This is a genomic window from Nocardia lasii, from assembly GCF_042658545.1.
Lineage (GTDB): Bacteria > Actinomycetota > Actinomycetes > Mycobacteriales > Mycobacteriaceae > Nocardia > Nocardia lasii.
On sequence record NZ_JBHSQN010000007.1, the window covers coordinates 161,298 to 179,262 of the forward strand.

Annotated in this window: 17 protein-coding genes; 10 read left to right on the forward strand and 7 right to left on the reverse strand. The window is 67.2% G+C overall.

Features of this window, described 5'->3' with window-relative positions:
- Nucleotides 1-156: 156 nt before the first annotated feature.
- The gene (locus ACFP3H_RS12450) at nucleotides 157-2,451 is read right to left on the reverse strand and encodes an MMPL family transporter (RefSeq protein WP_378604314.1); all 2,295 of its coding nucleotides are present in this window, start codon (nucleotides 2,449-2,451) and stop codon (nucleotides 157-159) included.
- A 201-nt stretch (nucleotides 2,452-2,652) separates the two neighbouring features.
- Here ACFP3H_RS12450 and ACFP3H_RS12455 point away from each other — a divergent pair, with 201 nt between their 5' ends.
- The 5 genes from ACFP3H_RS12455 (at nucleotide 2,653) to tgt (ending at nucleotide 8,809) form a co-directional block, all read left to right on the forward strand.
- On the forward strand, nucleotides 2,653-3,246 hold the full coding sequence (locus tag ACFP3H_RS12455; RefSeq protein WP_378604317.1) for a TetR/AcrR family transcriptional regulator: 594 nt from the start codon (nucleotides 2,653-2,655) through the stop codon (nucleotides 3,244-3,246).
- A gap of 10 nt (nucleotides 3,247-3,256) precedes the next feature.
- A complete protein-coding gene (locus tag ACFP3H_RS12460) occupies nucleotides 3,257-3,733 on the forward strand; it encodes an RrF2 family transcriptional regulator (RefSeq protein ID WP_378604320.1) in 477 nt (158 codons plus the stop codon).
- An 83-nt stretch (nucleotides 3,734-3,816) separates the two neighbouring features.
- Nucleotides 3,817-5,550 (forward strand): ABC transporter ATP-binding protein, encoded by a 1,734-nt coding sequence (locus tag ACFP3H_RS12465; RefSeq protein ID WP_378604323.1) that lies wholly within the window; start codon nucleotides 3,817-3,819, stop codon nucleotides 5,548-5,550.
- Nucleotides 5,547-7,454, forward strand: a complete 1,908-nt coding sequence (locus tag ACFP3H_RS12470; protein WP_378604326.1) for an ABC transporter ATP-binding protein — start codon at nucleotides 5,547-5,549, stop codon at nucleotides 7,452-7,454. The genes ACFP3H_RS12465 and ACFP3H_RS12470 overlap by 4 nt, the downstream gene beginning before the upstream one ends.
- A gap of 101 nt (nucleotides 7,455-7,555) precedes the next feature.
- Nucleotides 7,556-8,809, forward strand: a complete 1,254-nt coding sequence (gene tgt, locus ACFP3H_RS12475; protein WP_378604329.1) for a tRNA guanosine(34) transglycosylase Tgt — start codon at nucleotides 7,556-7,558, stop codon at nucleotides 8,807-8,809.
- A gap of 206 nt (nucleotides 8,810-9,015) precedes the next feature.
- On the opposite strand, the gene ACFP3H_RS12480 is transcribed toward tgt, so the two are convergent.
- Nucleotides 9,016-9,786, reverse strand: a complete 771-nt coding sequence (locus tag ACFP3H_RS12480; protein ID WP_378604331.1) for a queuosine precursor transporter — start codon at nucleotides 9,784-9,786, stop codon at nucleotides 9,016-9,018.
- Between the two features lie 54 nt (nucleotides 9,787-9,840).
- Here ACFP3H_RS12480 and ACFP3H_RS12485 point away from each other — a divergent pair, with 54 nt between their 5' ends.
- The gene (locus ACFP3H_RS12485) at nucleotides 9,841-10,449 is read left to right on the forward strand and encodes a DUF4190 domain-containing protein (RefSeq protein ID WP_378604333.1); all 609 of its coding nucleotides are present in this window, start codon (nucleotides 9,841-9,843) and stop codon (nucleotides 10,447-10,449) included.
- An 80-nt stretch (nucleotides 10,450-10,529) separates the two neighbouring features.
- On the opposite strand, the gene ACFP3H_RS12490 is transcribed toward ACFP3H_RS12485, so the two are convergent.
- Genes ACFP3H_RS12490 through ACFP3H_RS12500 form a run of 3 tightly spaced genes read right to left on the reverse strand, consistent with a single transcriptional unit; the run spans nucleotide 10,530 to nucleotide 12,694 of the window.
- Nucleotides 10,530-11,210: an RDD family protein gene (locus ACFP3H_RS12490; protein WP_378604336.1), complete on the reverse strand. Its 681-nt coding sequence runs from the start codon at nucleotides 11,208-11,210 to the stop codon at nucleotides 10,530-10,532.
- 44 nt (nucleotides 11,211-11,254) lie between these two features.
- Nucleotides 11,255-12,199: a tRNA glutamyl-Q(34) synthetase GluQRS gene (gene gluQRS / locus ACFP3H_RS12495; RefSeq protein ID WP_378604339.1), complete on the reverse strand. Its 945-nt coding sequence runs from the start codon at nucleotides 12,197-12,199 to the stop codon at nucleotides 11,255-11,257.
- Between the two features lie 9 nt (nucleotides 12,200-12,208).
- Nucleotides 12,209-12,694 carry a DUF309 domain-containing protein gene (locus tag ACFP3H_RS12500; RefSeq protein ID WP_378604342.1) on the reverse strand — a complete coding sequence of 162 codons (486 nt, stop codon included), beginning with the start codon at nucleotides 12,692-12,694 and terminating at the stop codon, nucleotides 12,209-12,211.
- Between the two features lie 361 nt (nucleotides 12,695-13,055).
- On the opposite strand from ACFP3H_RS12500, the gene ACFP3H_RS12505 reads away from it, so the two are divergent.
- Nucleotides 13,056-13,322 (forward strand): DUF397 domain-containing protein, encoded by a 267-nt coding sequence (locus ACFP3H_RS12505; protein WP_378604345.1) that lies wholly within the window; start codon nucleotides 13,056-13,058, stop codon nucleotides 13,320-13,322.
- Between the two features lie 104 nt (nucleotides 13,323-13,426).
- Nucleotides 13,427-14,848 carry a wax ester/triacylglycerol synthase domain-containing protein gene (locus tag ACFP3H_RS12510; RefSeq protein WP_378604452.1) on the forward strand — a complete coding sequence of 474 codons (1,422 nt, stop codon included), beginning with the start codon at nucleotides 13,427-13,429 and terminating at the stop codon, nucleotides 14,846-14,848.
- Nucleotide 14,849: 1 nt separating this feature from the next.
- On the opposite strand, the gene ACFP3H_RS12515 is transcribed toward ACFP3H_RS12510, so the two are convergent.
- Complete coding sequence (locus ACFP3H_RS12515; protein ID WP_378604348.1) at nucleotides 14,850-15,314, reverse strand: helix-turn-helix domain-containing protein; 465 nt, start codon at nucleotides 15,312-15,314, stop codon at nucleotides 14,850-14,852.
- Between the two features lie 185 nt (nucleotides 15,315-15,499).
- Nucleotides 15,500-16,138: a helix-turn-helix domain-containing protein gene (locus ACFP3H_RS12520; RefSeq protein WP_378604351.1), complete on the reverse strand. Its 639-nt coding sequence runs from the start codon at nucleotides 16,136-16,138 to the stop codon at nucleotides 15,500-15,502.
- Nucleotides 16,139-16,177: 39 nt separating this feature from the next.
- Here ACFP3H_RS12520 and ACFP3H_RS12525 point away from each other — a divergent pair, with 39 nt between their 5' ends.
- Nucleotides 16,178-16,399, forward strand: a complete 222-nt coding sequence (locus ACFP3H_RS12525; RefSeq protein ID WP_378604354.1) for a hypothetical protein — start codon at nucleotides 16,178-16,180, stop codon at nucleotides 16,397-16,399.
- 87 nt (nucleotides 16,400-16,486) lie between these two features.
- Entirely contained in the window at nucleotides 16,487-17,938 is a 1,452-nt protein-coding gene (locus tag ACFP3H_RS12530; protein ID WP_378604357.1) for a threonine/serine exporter family protein, read from the forward strand.
- The last annotated feature ends 27 nt before the right edge of the window (nucleotides 17,939-17,965 follow it).

Genomic DNA, 17,965 nt, shown 5'->3' on the forward strand with positions numbered 1-17,965 from the left:
CATGGATCGGTGCGAAGCGCGGATCGGAGGTGGAGCCGGGTCGAACTAGCCCTGAGTCTGCTGCCAGGCACCGGCGATATCAAGCACCGATGCCGGGAAACGACACGACCCCGCAATCCGGAACCGGACTGCGGGGTCGTGGCGGTGGAAAAGGGATCAGCTGACCGGAACCGGCTGCTTCTCCAGGTCGACGTGCTGGTTACGCAGCTGCTCGAGCTTCGTCCCCTCGACGTCGATATCGGGCACGATGCGGTCGAGCCACTTGGGCATCCACCACGACCACTTGCCCATGATGACCAGCAGCGCGGGCACGATGATCATGCGGACGATGAACGCGTCGATCGCCACACCGGCGGCCAGCGCGAAACCGAACGACTTCGCGGTGACGTCGGTTTCCATGATGAAGGAACCGAACACCGAGATCATGATGATCGCGGCCGAGGTCACCACACGGGCGCCGTGGTGGTAACCGGCGACCATGGCGTCCTTGGGCGACTTGCCGTGCACGAATTCCTCGCGCATGCGGGTCACCAGGAACACCTGGTAGTCCATCGCCAGGCCGAACACCAAGCCGATCAACATGATCGGCAGGAAGCTGACCAGCGGTTGTGGATCCGAGATCAGCCCGAACGCGCCCTCCTGGAAGATCAGCACGGTCGCGCCGAAGGTGGCCGCCATCGACAACAGGAACCCGAGCGCCGCGGTGAGCGGAACCAGGATCGAGCGGAACACCAGGATCAGCAGCACGAACGCGGCACCGGCCACGATCGCCAGGTACGGCAGGATCTTGCTGAGCAGCACGTGGTCGACATCGGCGTAGATGGCGGTGGTGCCGGTGATGCCGTACTCCATGCCGTACTGCGCGTTGAGCTCGGCTTCGGCGCCACGGGCCTCGGCGACGAGGTCCTTGGTGTCCTGGTTGTTCGGACCCGACTTCGGGACGCCGTTGAGCATGACGCCCTGCTTGTCCTCGCTCCAGCGGGGCTCGGTGACGTAATCCATGCCCTCGTAGGAGGCGAGCTTGTCGCGCAGCGCGGTGACCGCGACCTCGCGCTCGCCCTCGGGGGTGCCGCTGAGGTCGGCGGCGACCATGAGCACGCCGTTGCTGCCCTCGCCGAAGCCCTCGGTCCGCAGGTCGTAGGCCTTACGGATGGTCGAGGTCTTGGGCATGCTGTCGTCACCGGGCAGGCCAAGGTTCAGACCGGCGGCGGGCGCGGCGAGCGCGCCGAGCACCACGACCGACAGGATCAGCGCGACCCACGGGGCCTTGGCGATCAGCTTGGCGAAACGCTGGCCGTTGGTGACCGAGGAATCGTCGTCGGGATCGTGCTGCGCGACGATCGGCAGCTTCGGCTTGAACAGCTTGGTGCCGAAGGCGCCCATCAGCGCGGGCATCAGGGTGATGGCGGTGAGCACGGCGAACGCGGCGGCGATGGCGCCACCCAGACCCATGAAGGTCAGGAACTCCACGCCGACGATGCCGAGCGCGCCCAGGGCGATGATGACGGTGAGACCGGCGAACACCACGGCCGAACCGGCGGTGCCGAGCGCGGTGCCCGCGGCTTCCTCGGCTGTATCACGCACGACGAGTTCGTGTTTGTACCGGGAGACGATGAACAGCGCGTAGTCGATCGAGAGCGCGATGCCGATCATCGAGGCCAGGAAGGTGGTGAAGCTGGGCACTTCCATGACCGAGGTACCGAGCATGATCACCGAGGTCGCGGCACCGAGGCCGACGATGGCGGTGACGATCGGGACGACCGCGGCGACGATGGCGCCGAAGGCGATGACCATCACGATCAGCGCGACGGCCATGCCGATCAGCTCGGACTTGCCGCTTGGCTGTTCCTGCTTCATCGCGACCGAGCCGCTGAGCTCGACGGTCAGGCCGGCGTTGCGGGCCTCGGCGCCGATGTCGAAGGCGGTGTCGCGCTGTTCATCGGTCACGTCGGCGACGTTGGCGATGGTGAACTGCGCGCTGACCACGCCGACGGTGTCGGGTGCGGTCTTGCTCAGGACGTTGAGCGGGGCCGAGGAACAGGTCGACGGGTCGGGGTTGCTCAGGCAGCCCATCTGGTCGGTGATCTCGATCGGGCTGACGAGCTTCTGGCTCTTGTCGACCATGTCGAGCTCGTTGAGCTTGGCGACGAAGGCATCGACCGCGGCGCGGTTGGCCGGGTCGGTGAGCTTCTGGCCCTCCGGGGCGCCGATCACGTAGGTGCCGGTGACGGCGTCCATCGAGAACTGCTTGGACATGCCGTCGAAGTGCTTGTCGAGGATCTCGTTGGCGCGGGCCGAGGGCAGCTCGGGCATGCTGAAGTCCTGCGACATCGGCTTGCTCAGGGCGGCGCCGGCCGCGCCGAGCAGCACGAACAACAGCAACCAGACCGGCAACACGATCCATTTGCGGCGGAAAGCGAACTTTCCCCATCTGTACAGGTATACGGACACGCGGGTGCTCCTAGCGCGAAGAACGGGTGGTGGTCATGGGCTCGTAGACAGCACTCACGGGCCACCCCTGCGGGACCCGCCTCCACAACATCGCTTTCTGCCTACCGTGCGGTAGGTAGACTACCGAGCAGGTAAGTGGAGGTGCAACCTCAATTTTGGGGGCACCGAATACGTCACGCAAAATCATGGGAGGATCGCCGCATGCCCGCCCCAGAAATCGCCGACACCGTCACCGCAGGTGGCGGCACCAAACAGGCGATCCGCGACGCCGCGGTTCAACTTTTCGCCGCCAAGGGTTTCGAGCAGACGAGCCTGCGAGAAGTCGCGGATGTGGTGGGAATCACGAAGGCATCGCTGTACTACCACTACGCGTCGAAGCTGGATCTGCTGCTCGCGATCATCGATCCGATCATCGACCACATGCGCGACATCGTCGAGGACATCGACGCCGTCCCCTACGACGACGAGGGCATTCGCGCGGTCCTGCGCACCTACCTGCGCGGCATGATCCGCCACCGCGACGCCGGCGCGCTGTGCGTGCGCGACACCGCGGCCATCGTCAACGCCATCGCCGATCGCTATCCCGATCTGATGGAACCCACCCGTGAGCTGCGGCAATGGCTGGCCGGTCCCGACCCGACGCACGACTCGCAGTTGCGGGCCGCGGCGGCGATCGAGGTGCTCGGGGTGGCGCTGCTGTCCTCGGAGCTGTCACCGGGGGCCACCGACGAGATGGTCGAGAAAACGCTGTTGGACGCGGCCACCGGCGTGCTGACCGCGTGCGGAACCGCGTAAGTTCGACGACGTGCATATCACCGCCAGGGTCGATTACGCGGTGCGAACGCTGCTCGAGCTCGCCGCGGCGGACGGGGTCGTCAAGTCCGAGGTCATCGCGGCCGCCGCCCAGATCCCGCCGAAGGTGCTCGAGTCGGTGTTGGCCGAACTGCGTCGCGCCGAGCTCGTGCTGAGCAGGCGCGGTCCCGACGGCGGCTACCGACTCGGCCGACCGGCGACCGAGATCTCGGTGGCCGACGTGATCCGCGCCGTCGAGTCACCGCTGGCCTCGGTGCGCGGGCAACGGCCAGAGGACGTGCGATATCCGGGCGCGGCCGAGCCGTTGCAGCAGGTGTGGATCGCGCTACGGGTGAACATCAGAGCCGTGCTCGAGAACGTGTCGATCGCCGATATCGCCGCCGACCGACTGCCCGGTTTCATCTCGGAATTGGTCGCTGACCCGGGCGCATGGGTGCGGCGCGAGCCGTGGACACCCGCCGGCGCCTGAGTTATCCACAGGGTCGAAGTTATCCACAGGCTGCGCAAAACCAGGTCTCGCCGGTCACCGACGCGCTGTAGCCTTCGTTCATCATGCTGATCACCCTGCTGCGGACCTATCTGGCCCCGTACCGCGCCCAGCTGACGGCGGTCCTCGTCCTCCAGCTGATCTCGGTTATCGCGATGCTCTACCTGCCCAGTCTCAATGCCGACCTGATCGACGACGGTGTCACCAAGGGCGACATCGGCTACATCTGGAACACCGGCCTGTGGATGCTCGCGGTCAGCTGCGTGCAGATCGTGGCCTCGGCGGCGTCGGTGTACTTCGGTGCGCAGGCGGCGATGAGCGCCGGTCGCGATATGCGCGGCGCCGTGCTGCACCGCGTGGAGACCTTCTCGGCCAGGGAGGTCGGGATGTTCGGCGCGCCCTCGCTGATCACCCGCTCGACCAACGACATCCAGCAGGTCCAGCTCCTCATCGTGATGTCGGTGACGATTCTGGTGATGGCGCCGATCATGTGCGTCGGCGGCATCATCATGGCGCTGCGCGAGGATTTGAGCCTGTCGTGGTTGCTGCTGATCGCGGTGCCCGCGCTGGCGCTGTCGATGGGCACGATCGTGGCCAGGATGGTGCCGCAGTTCCGGCTCATGCAGGAGCGCATCGACGCGGTCAACCGGGTGTTGCGCGAGCAGATCACCGGTATCCGGGTGGTGCGCGCGTTCGTGCGGGAGCGTCAGGAGATCTGGCGCTTCGGGATGGCGAACACCTCGCTCACCGATGCGTCGCTGCGGGTGGGCAAGCTGATGGCGCTGATGTTCCCGACGGTGATGTTGATCAGCAACCTGACCGCCGTCGGGGTGATCTGGTTCGGCGGTCACCACGTCGACAACGGCACGATGCAGATCGGCTCGCTCACCGCGATGCTGTCCTACGTCATGCAGATCCTGACCGCCGTCATGATGGCCTCGTTCCTGGCGATGATCGCGCCGCGCGCGGCGGTATCGGCCGATCGCATCGGCGCGGTGCTCGAGACCGAGTCCTCGGTGCGTCCGCCGAGCCTGCCCCAGCCGTTCGCGGGCGATCCGGCCACGGTCGATCTCCGGTTCGCCGAGTTCGCGTTTCCCGGTGCGGAGAAGCCGGTGCTGCGCGGCATCCGCTTCGAGGTCACGCCAGGTACCACCACCGCGATCGTCGGGTCCACCGGTGCGGGTAAGACCACGCTTATCAACCTGATCCCGCGCCTGATCGATGTCACCGACGGCGCGGTCTATGTCGGCGGCACCGATGTGCGCCACCTCGAGCTCGAAACACTGCGCGGCGGAATCGGATTGGTGCCGCAGAAGGCGTATCTGTTCTCCGGGACGATCGCGACCAACCTGCGCTACGGCAAACCCGACGCCACCGACGAAGAGCTGTGGCACGCGCTCGAGGTCGCCCAGGCGGCCGAGTTCGTGCGCGAGATGCCGCAGGGTCTCGACACTCCCGTCGCCCAGGGCGGCACCACGGTCTCGGGCGGTCAGCGTCAGCGGTTGTGTATCGCCCGCGCGCTCGTGCGCAAGCCGCGCATCTACCTGTTCGACGACTCGTTCTCCGCGCTCGACGTCGCCACCGACGCCCGGCTGCGCGCCGCGTTGAAGCCGGAAACCGCCGATGCCTCGGTGATCATCGTCGCCCAGCGGATCCAGACGATCCGCGAGGCCGATCAGATCGTCGTGCTCGAGGACGGCGCGATGGCCGGAATCGGCACCCATGACCAGTTGATGCGGCGGTGCTCGGAGTACCGCGAGATCGTCGAGTCCCAGCTCAGTGTGGAGGAGGCTCGATGAGGCCCGGTGGACCCGTTCCCGGCGCACCGGGTGCGAAGGCCAAATCGTTCCGTCCATCGCTGAAGCGACTGCTGAGCAGGTTGGCGCCGGAGCGGTTCACGATCGCGGTGATCATCTCGCTGGTGATCGTGTCCGTCGTGCTCAACACGATGGGCCCGTACCTGCTCGGCAAGGCGACGAACCTGGTGTTCGACGGCTTCGTCGGCAAGCAACTGCCCGCCGGTCTCACCAAGGAACAGACGGTCGAGCAGCTGCGCGCCCAGGGCGAGAACACCCGCGCCGACATGCTCTCGGCGATGAACGTGATCCCCGGCACCGGCATCGATTTCGACGCCGTGGGCCGGGTGTTGATGCTGGTCCTCGCGCTGTACATCGTCGCGGCGGTGTTCGGCTGGTTGCAGGGTTACCTGCTCAACATCGCGATCAACCGGACCGTGAAGCGGCTGCGCGACGAGGTGGAGCAGAAGCTGCACCGGCTGCCGCTGCGCTACTTCGACACCGCCCCGCGCGGTGACGTGCTCAGCCGCGTCACCAACGACGTCGACAATGTCTCGCAGAGCCTGCAGCAGACCATGAGCCAGCTGCTGGTCTCGCTGTTCACCGTGATCGGCATCCTGATCATGATGTTCTGGATCTCGCCGCTGCTGGCGCTGATCGCCCTGCTCACCGTGCCCGCCGCGATCATCGTCACCGCGCAGATCGCCAAGCGGTCCAAGCCGCACTTCGTCAACCAGTGGAAATTCACCGGCGAGGTGAACTCCTCGGTCGAGGAGGCCTACACCGGCCACGAGATCATCACCGCGTTCGGTCGCGGCCGCGAGGTCGGCGAGAAGTTCGACGAGCGCAACCAGCAGCTCTACGACGCGAGCTTCAAGGCGCAGTTCATCTCCGGGCTGATCATGCCCGCGATCATGTTCCTCGGGAACGTGAACTTCGTGTTCATCGCGCTGGTCGGCGGCCTGCGGGTGGCCACCGGCAACCTCTCGCTCGGTGAGGTGCAGGCGTTCATCCAGTACTCGCGCCAGTTCAGTCAGCCGCTCACCCAGATCGGCGCGATGGTGAATCTGCTGCAGTCCGGGGTGGCCTCGGCCGAACGGATCTTCGAGATCCTCGACGCGGACGAGCAGAGCCCCGATCCGGTGGTGGAGAGTCAACGTCCGGTGGATCGCGGCCGGGTGGAGTTCGAGGCCGTGTCCTTCGGCTACGACCCGGAAAGCCCGGTCATCGAACGACTTTCGCTGGTCGCCGATCCCGGCCACGTGGTCGCCATCGTCGGACCGACCGGTGCGGGCAAGACCACGCTGGTGAACCTGCTCATGCGCTTCTACGAACTCGACGCGGGCACCATCGCGATCGACGACGTCGACATCACCACTATCACCCGCGATCACCTGCGCGCGCGCATCGGCATGGTGTTGCAGGACACCTGGCTGTTCAAGGGCACCATCCGCGAGAACATCGCCTACGGCAACCCCACGGCCTCCGAGCACGACATCCTCGAGGCCGCGCGGGCGGCGTATGTCGACCGGTTCGTGCACGCGCTGCCCGACGGCTACGACACGATCATCGACGAGGAGGGCGGCGGGGTGAGCGCGGGCGAGAAGCAGCTGATCACCATCGCGCGCGCGTTCCTGGCCGACCCGTCGATCCTGATCCTGGACGAGGCCACCAGCTCGGTCGACACCCGGACCGAGTCGCTGGTCCAACACGCGACCGCCGCCCTGCGCCAGGACCGGACGAGTTTCGTTATCGCCCACCGACTCTCGACCATTCGCGACGCGGATCTGATCGTGGTGATGGACAAGGGCCGCATCGTGGAGCACGGAACGCACGAGCGGCTGCTCGAGGAACGCGGCGCGTACTTCAACCTCTACAACGCGCAGTTCGCGGCGGTGTTGGATTGAGCGCTGGCGCGCTCGAGTTCGCGGCCCCTCGGGTCCCGTTCCTCCCTACGGTCGGGAGTGCGGGGGCTGGGGTGGGTCGGGCGGGCTGGCACGATAGCTGAGTGGCTGACAGCAGCGAGTTCTCCTTCACAGTAGGCACCCGTCTCGACGGGGATCGGCACGGTCGGACCGGGGTGATCAGTACGCCGCACGGTGAGATCGCGACGCCCGCCTTCATTCCGGTGGGGACCAAGGCGTCGGTGAAGGCGGTATTGCCGGAGGCGATGAAGGAGATGGGGGCCCAGGCGCTCCTGGCCAATGCCTACCACCTCTACCTACAGCCGGGGTCCGACATCGTGGACGAGGCGGGCGGGCTCGGGAAGTTCATGAACTGGCCGGGGCCGACCTTCACCGACAGCGGCGGGTTCCAGGTGATGTCGCTGGGGGTCGGCTTCAAAAAGGTGCTGGCGATGGAGGCCGTGGACATCCGCTCCGATCAGGTGATCGCCGCCGGCAAGGAACGGCTCGCCACCGTCGACGACGACGGGGTGACCTTCCGTTCGCACCTGGACGGGTCGAAGCACCGGTTCACCCCCGAGGTGTCGATGGGGATCCAGCACCAGCTCGGCGCCGACATCATGTTCGCCTTCGACGAGCTGACCACCCTGATGAACACCCGTGGCTACCAGGAGAAGTCGCTCCAGCGCACGCACGAGTGGGCCCAGCGCTGCATCGACGAGCACGAACGCCTCACCGCCGCACGCACCCATCGCCCCTACCAGGCGCTGTTCGGCGTGATCCAGGGCGCGCAGTACGAAGACCTGCGGCGCAAGGCCTGTCGCGACCTCGAGACGATCCGGGGAACGGGCGGAACGGAATTCGACGGCTACGGCATCGGCGGCGCGCTCGAGAAGCACAATCTCGGCACCATCGTCGGCTGGTGCTGCGACGAGCTGCCCGAGTCCAAACCGCGCCACATGCTGGGCATCAGCGAGCCGGAGGACATGTTCACCGCGATCGAGAACGGCGCCGACACCTTCGACTGCGTGAACCCGTCGCGGGTGGCGCGCAACGCCGCCATCTACGTCGACGAGGGCCGCTTCAACATCAACACCGCCCGCTTCCGTCGCGACTTCACCCCCATCGACGAGAACTGCGACTGCTACACCTGCGCCCACTACACCCGCGCCTACCTGCACCACCTGTTCAAAGCCAAGGAGATGCTCTCGGCCACCCTGTGCACAATCCACAACGAGCGCTACACAATCCGCCTGGTAGACCGCATCCGAGCCAGCCTGGAAGGCCACTACTTCGACGAGTTCAAGAAAGAATTCCTGGGCCAGTGGCAGGGCCGCATCAAGGCGCCACCCGCCTGAATCACCACACCGCACCCCCGATCCGCCATGACCGCCCAACCCAGCCCCGCACATCCCGACCCCGAGGAGGGATCGCCGCGCAGCGGCGTAGCGGCCCGGCCGCGAGTTAGCCGCCGTTGCGTCCGCGGCGCAGCCGCCAGCAACGGTGGCTAACTCGCGGCCCCCCAGGGGCCGCGCTCGAGCGCGCCAGCGCTCCAAAAACACAGCTACCGAACCTGGGACTCCCCGTAGCTCGGCTCGTTCTTCTTCAAGAACGCGATCACCCGATAGGTGATCGGCATGACCAAGATCTCGACCAGGGTCTTCCACACGAAGCCGACGATCAGGTAGTTGATGAACTGCTGCCAGGTGTCGATGCCGAGTGCGGTCGCGGCGATCGAGCAGAAGATCAGCGTATCGGCGAACTCACCGACGATCGTGGAGCCGAGTAGTCGGGCCCACAGGTACTTCTCCTTGGTGCGTTCCTTGATCAGCACCAGGGTGGCCGAGTTCAGCAGCTGCCCGACGAAGTAACCGGCCAGCCCGGCCAGCACGAACTGCGGCGTGGTGCCGATGACGGTGCGGAAGGCTTCCTGGTTGTCGTAGAAGCCGGCGGCGGGCAGTTGGATGGCGATGGAGAAGCAGCCGACGGTGAGCAGCAGGGCGGCGAAGCCGGTGTAGATCGCGCGGCGGGTGGCGCGGAAGCCGTAGACCTCGCTGAGCACGTCGCCGAGGACATAGGCCAGCGGGAACAGGAAGAAGGCGCCGTCGGTGCCGATCGGCAGGATCTGGATCGGGCCGAGCATCAGTGAGCTGTCGGCGAAGAACTCCACGCCCTTGGTGGCGCAGATGTTGGAGATGATCAGGGTCGCGGTGAAGAAGGCGACGATTACCGGGTAGTACCCCCGCGCAACCTGGGCGAATGCCGCATGGTCCGGCGCGGGGTGTCCAGATTGTGAGGGTTTGTCGAGCGAGTTCGTATCAGTCACGTCGACCATTCTCCCAAGTCGACGATGCCTCACGGTGGGCGGTTGTGCAATACGCTGTCCCCTATGACGAATCCCGGCGATTCCGACGAGTGGTGGAAGCAGTACGGCGGCTCTGGCGTGTCGCCGGAGTCCGGCGCGCCGGGTTCGGTGCCGCACAATCCGACCGCGCAACCGTCGCAGCCTTCCAGTTACCCGTCGTCGCCGCAGTACCCCCAGCAGCCGGCGCCGCCTCCCTCTCAGCCCCAGTACCCGCAGTACCAGCAGCCGAGTCAGCCGCAGTATCCGCAGCCGAGTCAGCCGCAGTACCCGCAGCCGAGTCAGCCGCAGTACCCGCAGCAGCCGCCCGCGTACGGGCAGGCGCCCTACGGCGGTTACCCGGCGGCGGGCGCGTACCAGCCGTACGGGCAGGTTCCGCAGGGCACCAACGGTATGGCGATCGGCGCGCTGGTCTCCTCGCTGATCGGGTTCTGCACCTGCGGCATCGGCTCGGTCGTCGGCATCATCCTCGGAGTGCTGGCGCTGAACCAGCTCAAGGAGCGCGGCGGCGAGGGTAAGGGCCTGGCGCAGGCGGGCATCTGGATCGGTGCCCTCTCGATCGTGGGCTGGGTGCTCTACTTCGTGCTGGTCGTCGTGCTCGGCGTCGTCGGCGAGATGAACTCCTCCACTTACTGATTCCCACCCACCCGACAACGAATCAGGGGCGCTTCCGACAATTCGGAAGCGCCCCTGATGTTTTCGTCAGTGGAGCAGGATCACTCCTTGATGACCTGTGTGCCACCGGCGAACTTGTCGTGCCAACCCTGCTTGTTCGGGTCGTTGTTGATGGTGACGGCGATGTAGATACCGAGACCGACGGTCGCCAGGCTGCCGAGGCAGTAGATGATCTGCGGAGCGAGCCACAGGTTGCGCTTGAGCGACTGCTCCGGGGTCAGCGCCGGTGCGCCGCCGGGGGCAACCACGCGCAGGCCGAGGATCTTCTTGCCGAGGGTGGCGCCCTGCGACACCTCGAGGCCGACGTTGTAGCCGACGATCGCGAGCGTCGTGATGAGCGGCGTCAGGATGAACGACACCAGGAGGTTGCTCGGAAGCAGGAAGCTGGTGACGATGCCGACCGGGATGCCGACGATCAGGCCGTCGATCACGCGCGCGCCGAACCGGATCCACAGATCGGCGGGCTGCGGGCCACCGAAGCCCTGCTGCTGGCCCTGCGGGTAAGCCCCACCGTAGGGGTCCTGCCCGTAAGCCGGTTGCTGCTGGCCGTACGGATCCGCCTGGCCGTAACCCGGCTGGGGTGCGCCACCTAATCCGGGCTGGCCGTAGGGCTGCTGCTGGCCGTAACCCGGCTGCGGCTGCTGGCCGTAGGGATCCTGGCCGTAGCCGCCGGGCTGACCGCCCTGCGGGTACTGGTTGGGGTCGTAACCACCGCTGGTCATATCTCAGTCCTCAATTGTGATCTTCAGATCGGTCAATGCGTACGTTACGGACATCGGCCTGGTCGGAACAACCCGATAGGCTCGAGTATCCACGGTTTCGTGGGGATGCGGGTGGCGTCGAAGACATCTCGCAGCTCCGCCGTCGTGCGTGCGGAGTAGCCGAGCGAGCCCGCGATCGCGGCCACCAGGTCAGCCGGGGTGTGCCCCAGCGCGAGCTGATCCGAAAGGCTGACGGCACCATCGCGTTTGGCCAGCCGTTTGCCCTCTTCGTTGAGGACGAGTGGCACGTGGGCGTAGGTGGGGACGGGCAGGCCGAGCAGTTCGGCGAGGTAGGCCTGACGCGGCGTCGACGGCAGCAGGTCCGCGCCGCGCACCACCTGGTCGACGCCCTGCGCCGCGTCGTCGACCACGACGGTGAGGTTGTAGGCGGGGACGCCGTCGCCGCGGCGCAACACCAAATCGTCGACGGCGCCGCGATATCGGCCGTGCAGCAGGTCGCTGACCTCGTATTCGTCCACCTCGGACCGCAATCGGATCGCGGCGGTGCGCCCTTCGGCGCGTTTGGCCGCGCGCTGGTCCTCGGTCAGGTCGCGGCAGGTGCCGGGGTAGGCGCCCAGCGGGCCGTGCGGCGCGGTGGCCGCCTGCTGTATTTCGCGCCGGGTGCAGAAGCATTCGTAGGTGCGACCGGCGGCGGTGAGGGCGTCGACGGCGGCCGCGTAGTGGGGCAGGCGCTCGGACTGGTAGACCACCGGGCCGTCCCAGTCGAGGCCGATCGCGGCGAGGTCGTCGAGCTGGCGTTGCGCGGCGCCGGGGCGGACGCGATCCAGATCGTCGACGCGCAGCGCGAATTCGCGGCCGGTGGTGCGCGCGAACAGCCAGGCCAGCACCGCGGTGCGCAGGTTGCCCACGTGCAGTTCGCCCGAGGGGCTCGGGGCGTAGCGGCCCGCGCCGCCCGTGGTCGCGCCGTCGTCGGCTGAACTGGTTGGCACGCCTCGATCCTAGGCGTCGGTGCGCCGCAGCCGACCGCGCAGTTGTTCCTCGCCGATCGGGGCGCCCGCGTCGAGTGCGGCGAGCAGCCCGCGCGCGTGCGCGATCACGCCCGCGAGGTCCACCTCGTGGTGCTGGGCGTTCGCCGGATACGACCCGAGCCGCTCGCTCGCGCGGCGCAGCAGGGTAGCGGCGCCCTTGGCGTTGCCGCGCTGAATGTGGGTGAGCCCCACCGCGTATTGGGCCAAACCCTGCCAGAGCATCCGCTCGGCAACCGCCCCGTTCTTCCATGCCGCCTCCAATACCTCATGGGCATTGAAGGCCAATCCGTCGTCCAGCAGTTGCTGAGCGAAGGCAAGAGTTTGCTGGGGTGTGAGGGCGAGGTCGTCGGGAATACGGGCGACCCCGACACTGCCGGGCGGCAGTGGTCGGCCGAGTCGGTCGCGGGGGCGGTCGTTGCGGGCACGACCTGCGGCGTCGCGGTCACGGGAGATCATTCCCCCATGATCCACGCCCGCTGCCGGTGGTGCTCGAGTGACGGGTGGGGCACTCGAGAAATTGACGTATCACGGACTAATCACACGGAAGTTAATCCGGATGTGTGAACTGTCTCGAGAATGGGTAAGGGGCCTGGCAATGCCCCCGCAAACGTGAAGCTTCGCAAGGTTGGCAAAACGATATGGGAAAGCAAATTCTCTTCCGCAACATTGCGGAAGACCTGCTAGTGTTTCTTCCGCGGGGGCAGCCCCCGGAGGCGCAAACCCCTCCATGAGCTGGTTCGTGCCGGTCGGTTGCGCGCGCCGTGTGGCAGTGCCGTGTGTGCCACGAAGTAACTCGTCGGTCGCGCCGGATATCGGAATGTTCAACGAATCCTGGAGTTATCCCTTTCTCGATGAACCCAAAGGAGCAAGTGCCGTGGAAGTTGATGTGACCGACGCTGTGTGGCGCAAGAGCACCTACAGCGGACCCGATGGGAACTGCGTCGAAGTCGCCTTTCTCGCCGGCGGCGATATCGCCGTTCGCGACACCAAGGATCTCGGCCGCGGACCCGTGCTGGCCTTCGGTCCGGGGCAGTGGCGTGCGTTTCTGGCCGATGTCACCGCGGGCGAGTTCGGTCGCGGTTGAGCCGCGAACGAACTCCGTGTCGGCTATAACGGCCCCGGGTCGACCGGACTCGGGGCCTTCTCGGTGACCCGCCGGGGTTGGCCTATCGTGGCCGGATGACCCCGATGGCCGCGCGTGACGCGACGATGTTCTGGCTGTCGCGCCGCACGGCCAATGACGTGTTCGCGCTCTACACCTTCGCCGAAACCGAGACCCCCACCGCCGAACTCCGCGCTTTCGTGGCCGAGCGCGCCGCGCGCATTCCGGACCTGCGGATCCGGTTGGCCGAGATCGCGGGCAACCTCGGTTATCCACACTGGGTCGGCGTCGAATTCCATTCCCAGCAATTCGTGCACCACCGACCCGACGGCCGGTCCTGGCGAGAACTGCTCGCGGACCTCGGCGAACTCCTGGGTACCGGGGTGATCGCGACCGAATACCCCTGGTGCATCCACGTTTTCCGCGCTGTCCGGGATGCCCCGGGCTCTGATGCGCCGGTTGTCGTAGTGCTGCTACAACTTTCGCACGCGCTGGCCGACGGAACCCGTGCCGCCGCCATCGCCCGCGCCCTCTTCGAGACGCCCGTGGATGACTCGGTTGTCCACAGCGCTTCCGTTGTGCCTGTGGATAACTCGGTGAACCACCCGGTCGGACCGGCGGAAACCCTTGCACAGCCTGTGGATTCCTGTGGACAACCCTGTGGATGGATTGCGGACCGGGTAGATCCGAGAGTGCTTGGAGCGCTTCGTTTTCCCTGGCAGGTGCTCTCCACCGCGTGGCGTGGGCGAGCCGCCTACCTCGCGCAACAGGAATTGGCGGAGCGGACCGCGGCTGGTGAAGTACCGCCGACAGCACCGGTATTCGCACCGTGCGTGCTGAATCCCGCAGCCCCGGTGAAGGATCACGATGCCCGCATCGTGGTGATCGATGCGGACGACTTCCGCATTCCGGGCAGAACCATCACTGTCGTTGCCCTCACCGCGATTTCGCGCGCACTGTCCGAGTACCTGACCGAGCGAGGCGAATGCCCGCACCGTCTCGGGACCGCACTGCCGATGGCCCTGCCCGAACCGGGCTCGGCGCGCAACAACTACCGCGGCCTGTCCATCGACCTGCACATCGACGAACCCCACCTGCGGCTACGCGCCGATCTCATCGCCGACGAACTCGCCGCCCGCCGCGAGCGCGCGGTGAATCCGCTTCTCGGCGCCCAGGATCGAGTCGGCGAGGTGGTTCCGTCGATCCTGGCCGCACGCGATGTCGCCCACGCCGATCTGGACAGCGTCGGCGCTTCCCTCGACGGCAATACCGTCGTGTCCAGCGTGTATCGCGGCCCGGCCGATCTCACCTTCGGTGGCGGCCGGATCCTGTTCACCGGCGGCTTCCCAGCCCTGGGCACCGTCATGCACCTGACCCACGGTGTGCACGGAATCGGCGGAACCATCACGCTGTCAGTGCATTCCGATCCCCGGGTCGTCCCCGATCCCGATCACTACCTGACGCTGCTCGCGGAGTCGGTGGCGGCGGTCGTCGCCGTGCACCGCTGACTCAGCGCCGCTTGCCCGCCCGATCCAGCTCGGCACCCACCGCCAGCAGCGCCGAGTGCACGGCGGTCGCCGCGTCGGTGCCGGCGGCGCGACCCTCGATCACCCCGTCGATGCGGAACGGGCAGAAGTACCCGGTTCCGTTGTCCGCCTGGTGCGGTCGACCGATCTCGATGAGCGGTTGCGCCCGATGATGGGCCGCGATCGCCGACGCCAGCGCGGCATCGGCGGCACGCGGATCGCGTCGCCGCGGCGCCGGTAGCGCGGACGCCGATTGCGCGTGCACCCGCTCGTACCAGCCGATCACCTCGAAAGACGCAGCCCGCGCACCGGTTTCGTAGTGACCGAGCGCGGCCCTGCTGTACGGGACGCGAGTGGCCATCCCCGCCAGTGACAGTCCCGCTTCTTCGCGCAATCGCCGCAACCGAGCTCCGACGACGCCGTTCCCCTGCTCGCCCCGACTGGACATGGACCCATCGTAGAGAACTGTAGACGTTTGTAGACGCTTTTTGCTGTCCAAAAGGTCTTGACGGAGACCATACTTTTCTCGGCGGCTTCGAGAACACCATACCGCGCCACCCGTGCAAGCACAGACTCGTTCGGAGGGGACATGAAGAGCAGCTATCCGTGGATTCCCGTGGGGCCGTATGTACTTCAGGCCGAACGCGAAGGCCAGGTCTCGACACTACCGTCGGTGCGCAACATCTCCGCGAGCAGCTTCTCCGCGTCGGAGCGCTCCCGCGCCAACACGCTCCACCCGCGCACCACACCGTCGGACCCGGACTTCGTGGTCCAGGAGCCCACCGCATGAGCGCCCTGCGGGTGCAGGTTGTAGTAGATGGTGCCGACGGGGAAGGCGATATCCATGCCGCGCACCCATCCCGTGAGCGCGTCACCGTCCCAGACCCGCATCTCACCGCGCATCGCGGCGACCGGATCAGCCTGCGGCGCAGGTGGTTCGGCTTCGGAGTCGAGCAGCAGATGGTCGCCCTCGTGCCGGATGGTCACCGCCGCTATCTCGACCTCGTCGCGGTGGTTCGCCGGTTTCTGCCAGGCTGCCCACCAGCGACCCGCCAGGTCGACCCGGTTGTCCACGATGCCGGCCAGTTCGGCCAGCGAGATCTGCAACGCGTCGGCCAGCCGGACCGCGACCGGCAGCGTCGGCGACTGCTCCTCGGACTCGTACCTGGTGATCTGGCGCGAGCTCACCCCGATCGCGGTGGCCAGCGCGGGCTGCGAGAGCCCGAGCAGTCTGCGCCGCTCCTGGATCACCTTCCCCGTCCCGGTGTTCATACCGTCATCGCCTCCATCGCCAGCCCCTCCCGTGACACCGTGTCGGACCTATCCGCACCTGAACCGCCGATATCGCGCGCCGCCATCGATCGCTACGAAGAGCATTGGCGCGTCGCGCATGCCGACTGTGCGGCCGATTCTTCCATTTCTTCGCTGCGGCAGGCCCGTTTCGTGCTGACTCAGCACAACGACTGCGGTCCCCGCTGCCTCCAGCACCTCACGGCCACCGCCTACAGCACCGGTCTGATCGAGGACATCTGAGCGTGCGACGTCGCTGAGCAGCGCCGACACGTTGACGAACTCGTTGCGAGATGACGAAGGACGCGCGTTCGCCGTTACCGTCGAGGTATGGATGCGGACCCCACCTCGGAAGGCGACGGCGCGACCCTGCTCGACCGCCCGGATCCGCGTCACCGATGGTGGCGGCCGCGCCGACCGTTCGTGCTGCCCTCCCAACGCGCCACCGCCGACAACATCGTCGCCGCCCCCACCCCGCTGCAACCGATCGACCTCGCCGACGACGCCGAGGTGGCCCAGGTGCTCGACCTCGCGGTGCGGGTGGGGGAGGTGGTGCTCTCGGCGGGCACCGGCGTCGCCGACACCACCGCGCAGGTCCGCTTCATCGCCTCCACCTACGGCCTGAACAGTTGCGATATCGACGTCACCTTCGACGCGATCCGCATCTGGGCCGACCGCGGACCCCGCCTGCCACCGGCCAGCGATATGCGCGTGGTGAAGTACCGCTCGCTCGACTTCACCCGCTTGGCCGCGGTCGACCGACTCACCCGCCGCATCCGCAGCCAGATCGTCCCGGTCGAGCAGGCGCACACGGCCCTCGACGACCTCATCTCCTCGCGGCATCCGTATCCGCGCTGGGTCTCGACCGCGGGTTGGTCGCTGCTCGCGGCGGCCATCGCGGTGCTGCTCGGCGGCGGGGTGGTGTTGGCCGCGATCAGCTTCGCGACGACCGCGGTGATCGACGTGGTGAACCGGGGCCTGCACCAACTCGGTCTGCCACTGTTCTTCCAGCACATGGTCGGTGGTGTCATCGCGACGATCCCGGCCATCGCGCTCGCCTCGGTGAGCGATCACTGGCGCACCGATGCCGCGCTGATCGTCGCCGCGGGCATCACGGTGCTGCTGTCGGGGCAGCAGTTGGTCGGCGCGGTGCAGGACGCGATCACCGGTGCGCCGATCACCGCCGCGGCCCGCATGCTCGAGGTGGTGATGATGACCGGCGGCATCGTCGTCGGTATCGGTCTGGCCCTTCGGGTTTCGACGATGTTGGGGATCGCGGTGCCCGAGATCGCGGCGAGCGCGGGCCGCGACACCGAGTATCTGGCGATCAAGATCAGTGCCGGTGCGGTCGCGGCGGTCGCGTTCGCGCTGGCCTGCTATGCCGAGCGACGCGCGCTGGTCGCGGCCGGACTCAGCGGCGCGGGCGGCACGCTGGTCTTCCTCGGCGCGCAGGATATCGGCTTCGGGCCGGTGCTGGCCTCGGGGTTGGCGGCTACGGTGATCGGCCTGGCCGGTGGCCTGATGGCGCGGCGGGCGCTCACGCCGCCGCTGGTCGTGGCCGCGGCGGGGATCACGCCGCTGCTGCCGGGTCTGAAGGTGTATCGCGGTCTGTACGCGCTGCTCGAGGACGAGACCCTGCTCGGGTTCGGGCAGATCCTCAGCGCCTTCGGTGTGGGGTGCGCGCTGGCCGCGGGCGTCATCCTCGGCGAATGGTTCGACCGATTGCTGAGCCGTCGTGGCGGGCCGCGCGACTTCGACCCGAGCTACACCAGCGACCGGTGAGTGCTCAGAGCCGCACGAGGGCGCGCG

Coding starts and splice junctions, on each gene's coding strand:
- ACFP3H_RS12455 (WP_378604317.1), top strand. CDS start 2,653: ATGCCCGCCCCAGAAATCGCCGACACCGTCACCGCAGGTGGCGGCACC.
- ACFP3H_RS12465 (WP_378604323.1), top strand. CDS start 3,817: ATGCTGATCACCCTGCTGCGGACCTATCTGGCCCCGTACCGCGCCCAG.
- ACFP3H_RS12470 (WP_378604326.1), top strand. CDS start 5,547: ATGAGGCCCGGTGGACCCGTTCCCGGCGCACCGGGTGCGAAGGCCAAA.
- ACFP3H_RS12480 (WP_378604331.1), bottom strand. CDS start 9,786: ATGGTCGACGTGACTGATACGAACTCGCTCGACAAACCCTCACAATCT.
- ACFP3H_RS12485 (WP_378604333.1), top strand. CDS start 9,841: ATGACGAATCCCGGCGATTCCGACGAGTGGTGGAAGCAGTACGGCGGC.
- ACFP3H_RS12490 (WP_378604336.1), bottom strand. CDS start 11,210: ATGACCAGCGGTGGTTACGACCCCAACCAGTACCCGCAGGGCGGTCAG.
- ACFP3H_RS12500 (WP_378604342.1), bottom strand. CDS start 12,694: ATGATCTCCCGTGACCGCGACGCCGCAGGTCGTGCCCGCAACGACCGC.
- ACFP3H_RS12505 (WP_378604345.1), top strand. CDS start 13,056: ATGTTCAACGAATCCTGGAGTTATCCCTTTCTCGATGAACCCAAAGGA.
- ACFP3H_RS12510 (WP_378604452.1), top strand. CDS start 13,427: ATGGCCGCGCGTGACGCGACGATGTTCTGGCTGTCGCGCCGCACGGCC.
- ACFP3H_RS12515 (WP_378604348.1), bottom strand. CDS start 15,314: ATGTCCAGTCGGGGCGAGCAGGGGAACGGCGTCGTCGGAGCTCGGTTG.
- ACFP3H_RS12520 (WP_378604351.1), bottom strand. CDS start 16,138: ATGAACACCGGGACGGGGAAGGTGATCCAGGAGCGGCGCAGACTGCTC.
- ACFP3H_RS12530 (WP_378604357.1), top strand. CDS start 16,487: ATGGATGCGGACCCCACCTCGGAAGGCGACGGCGCGACCCTGCTCGAC.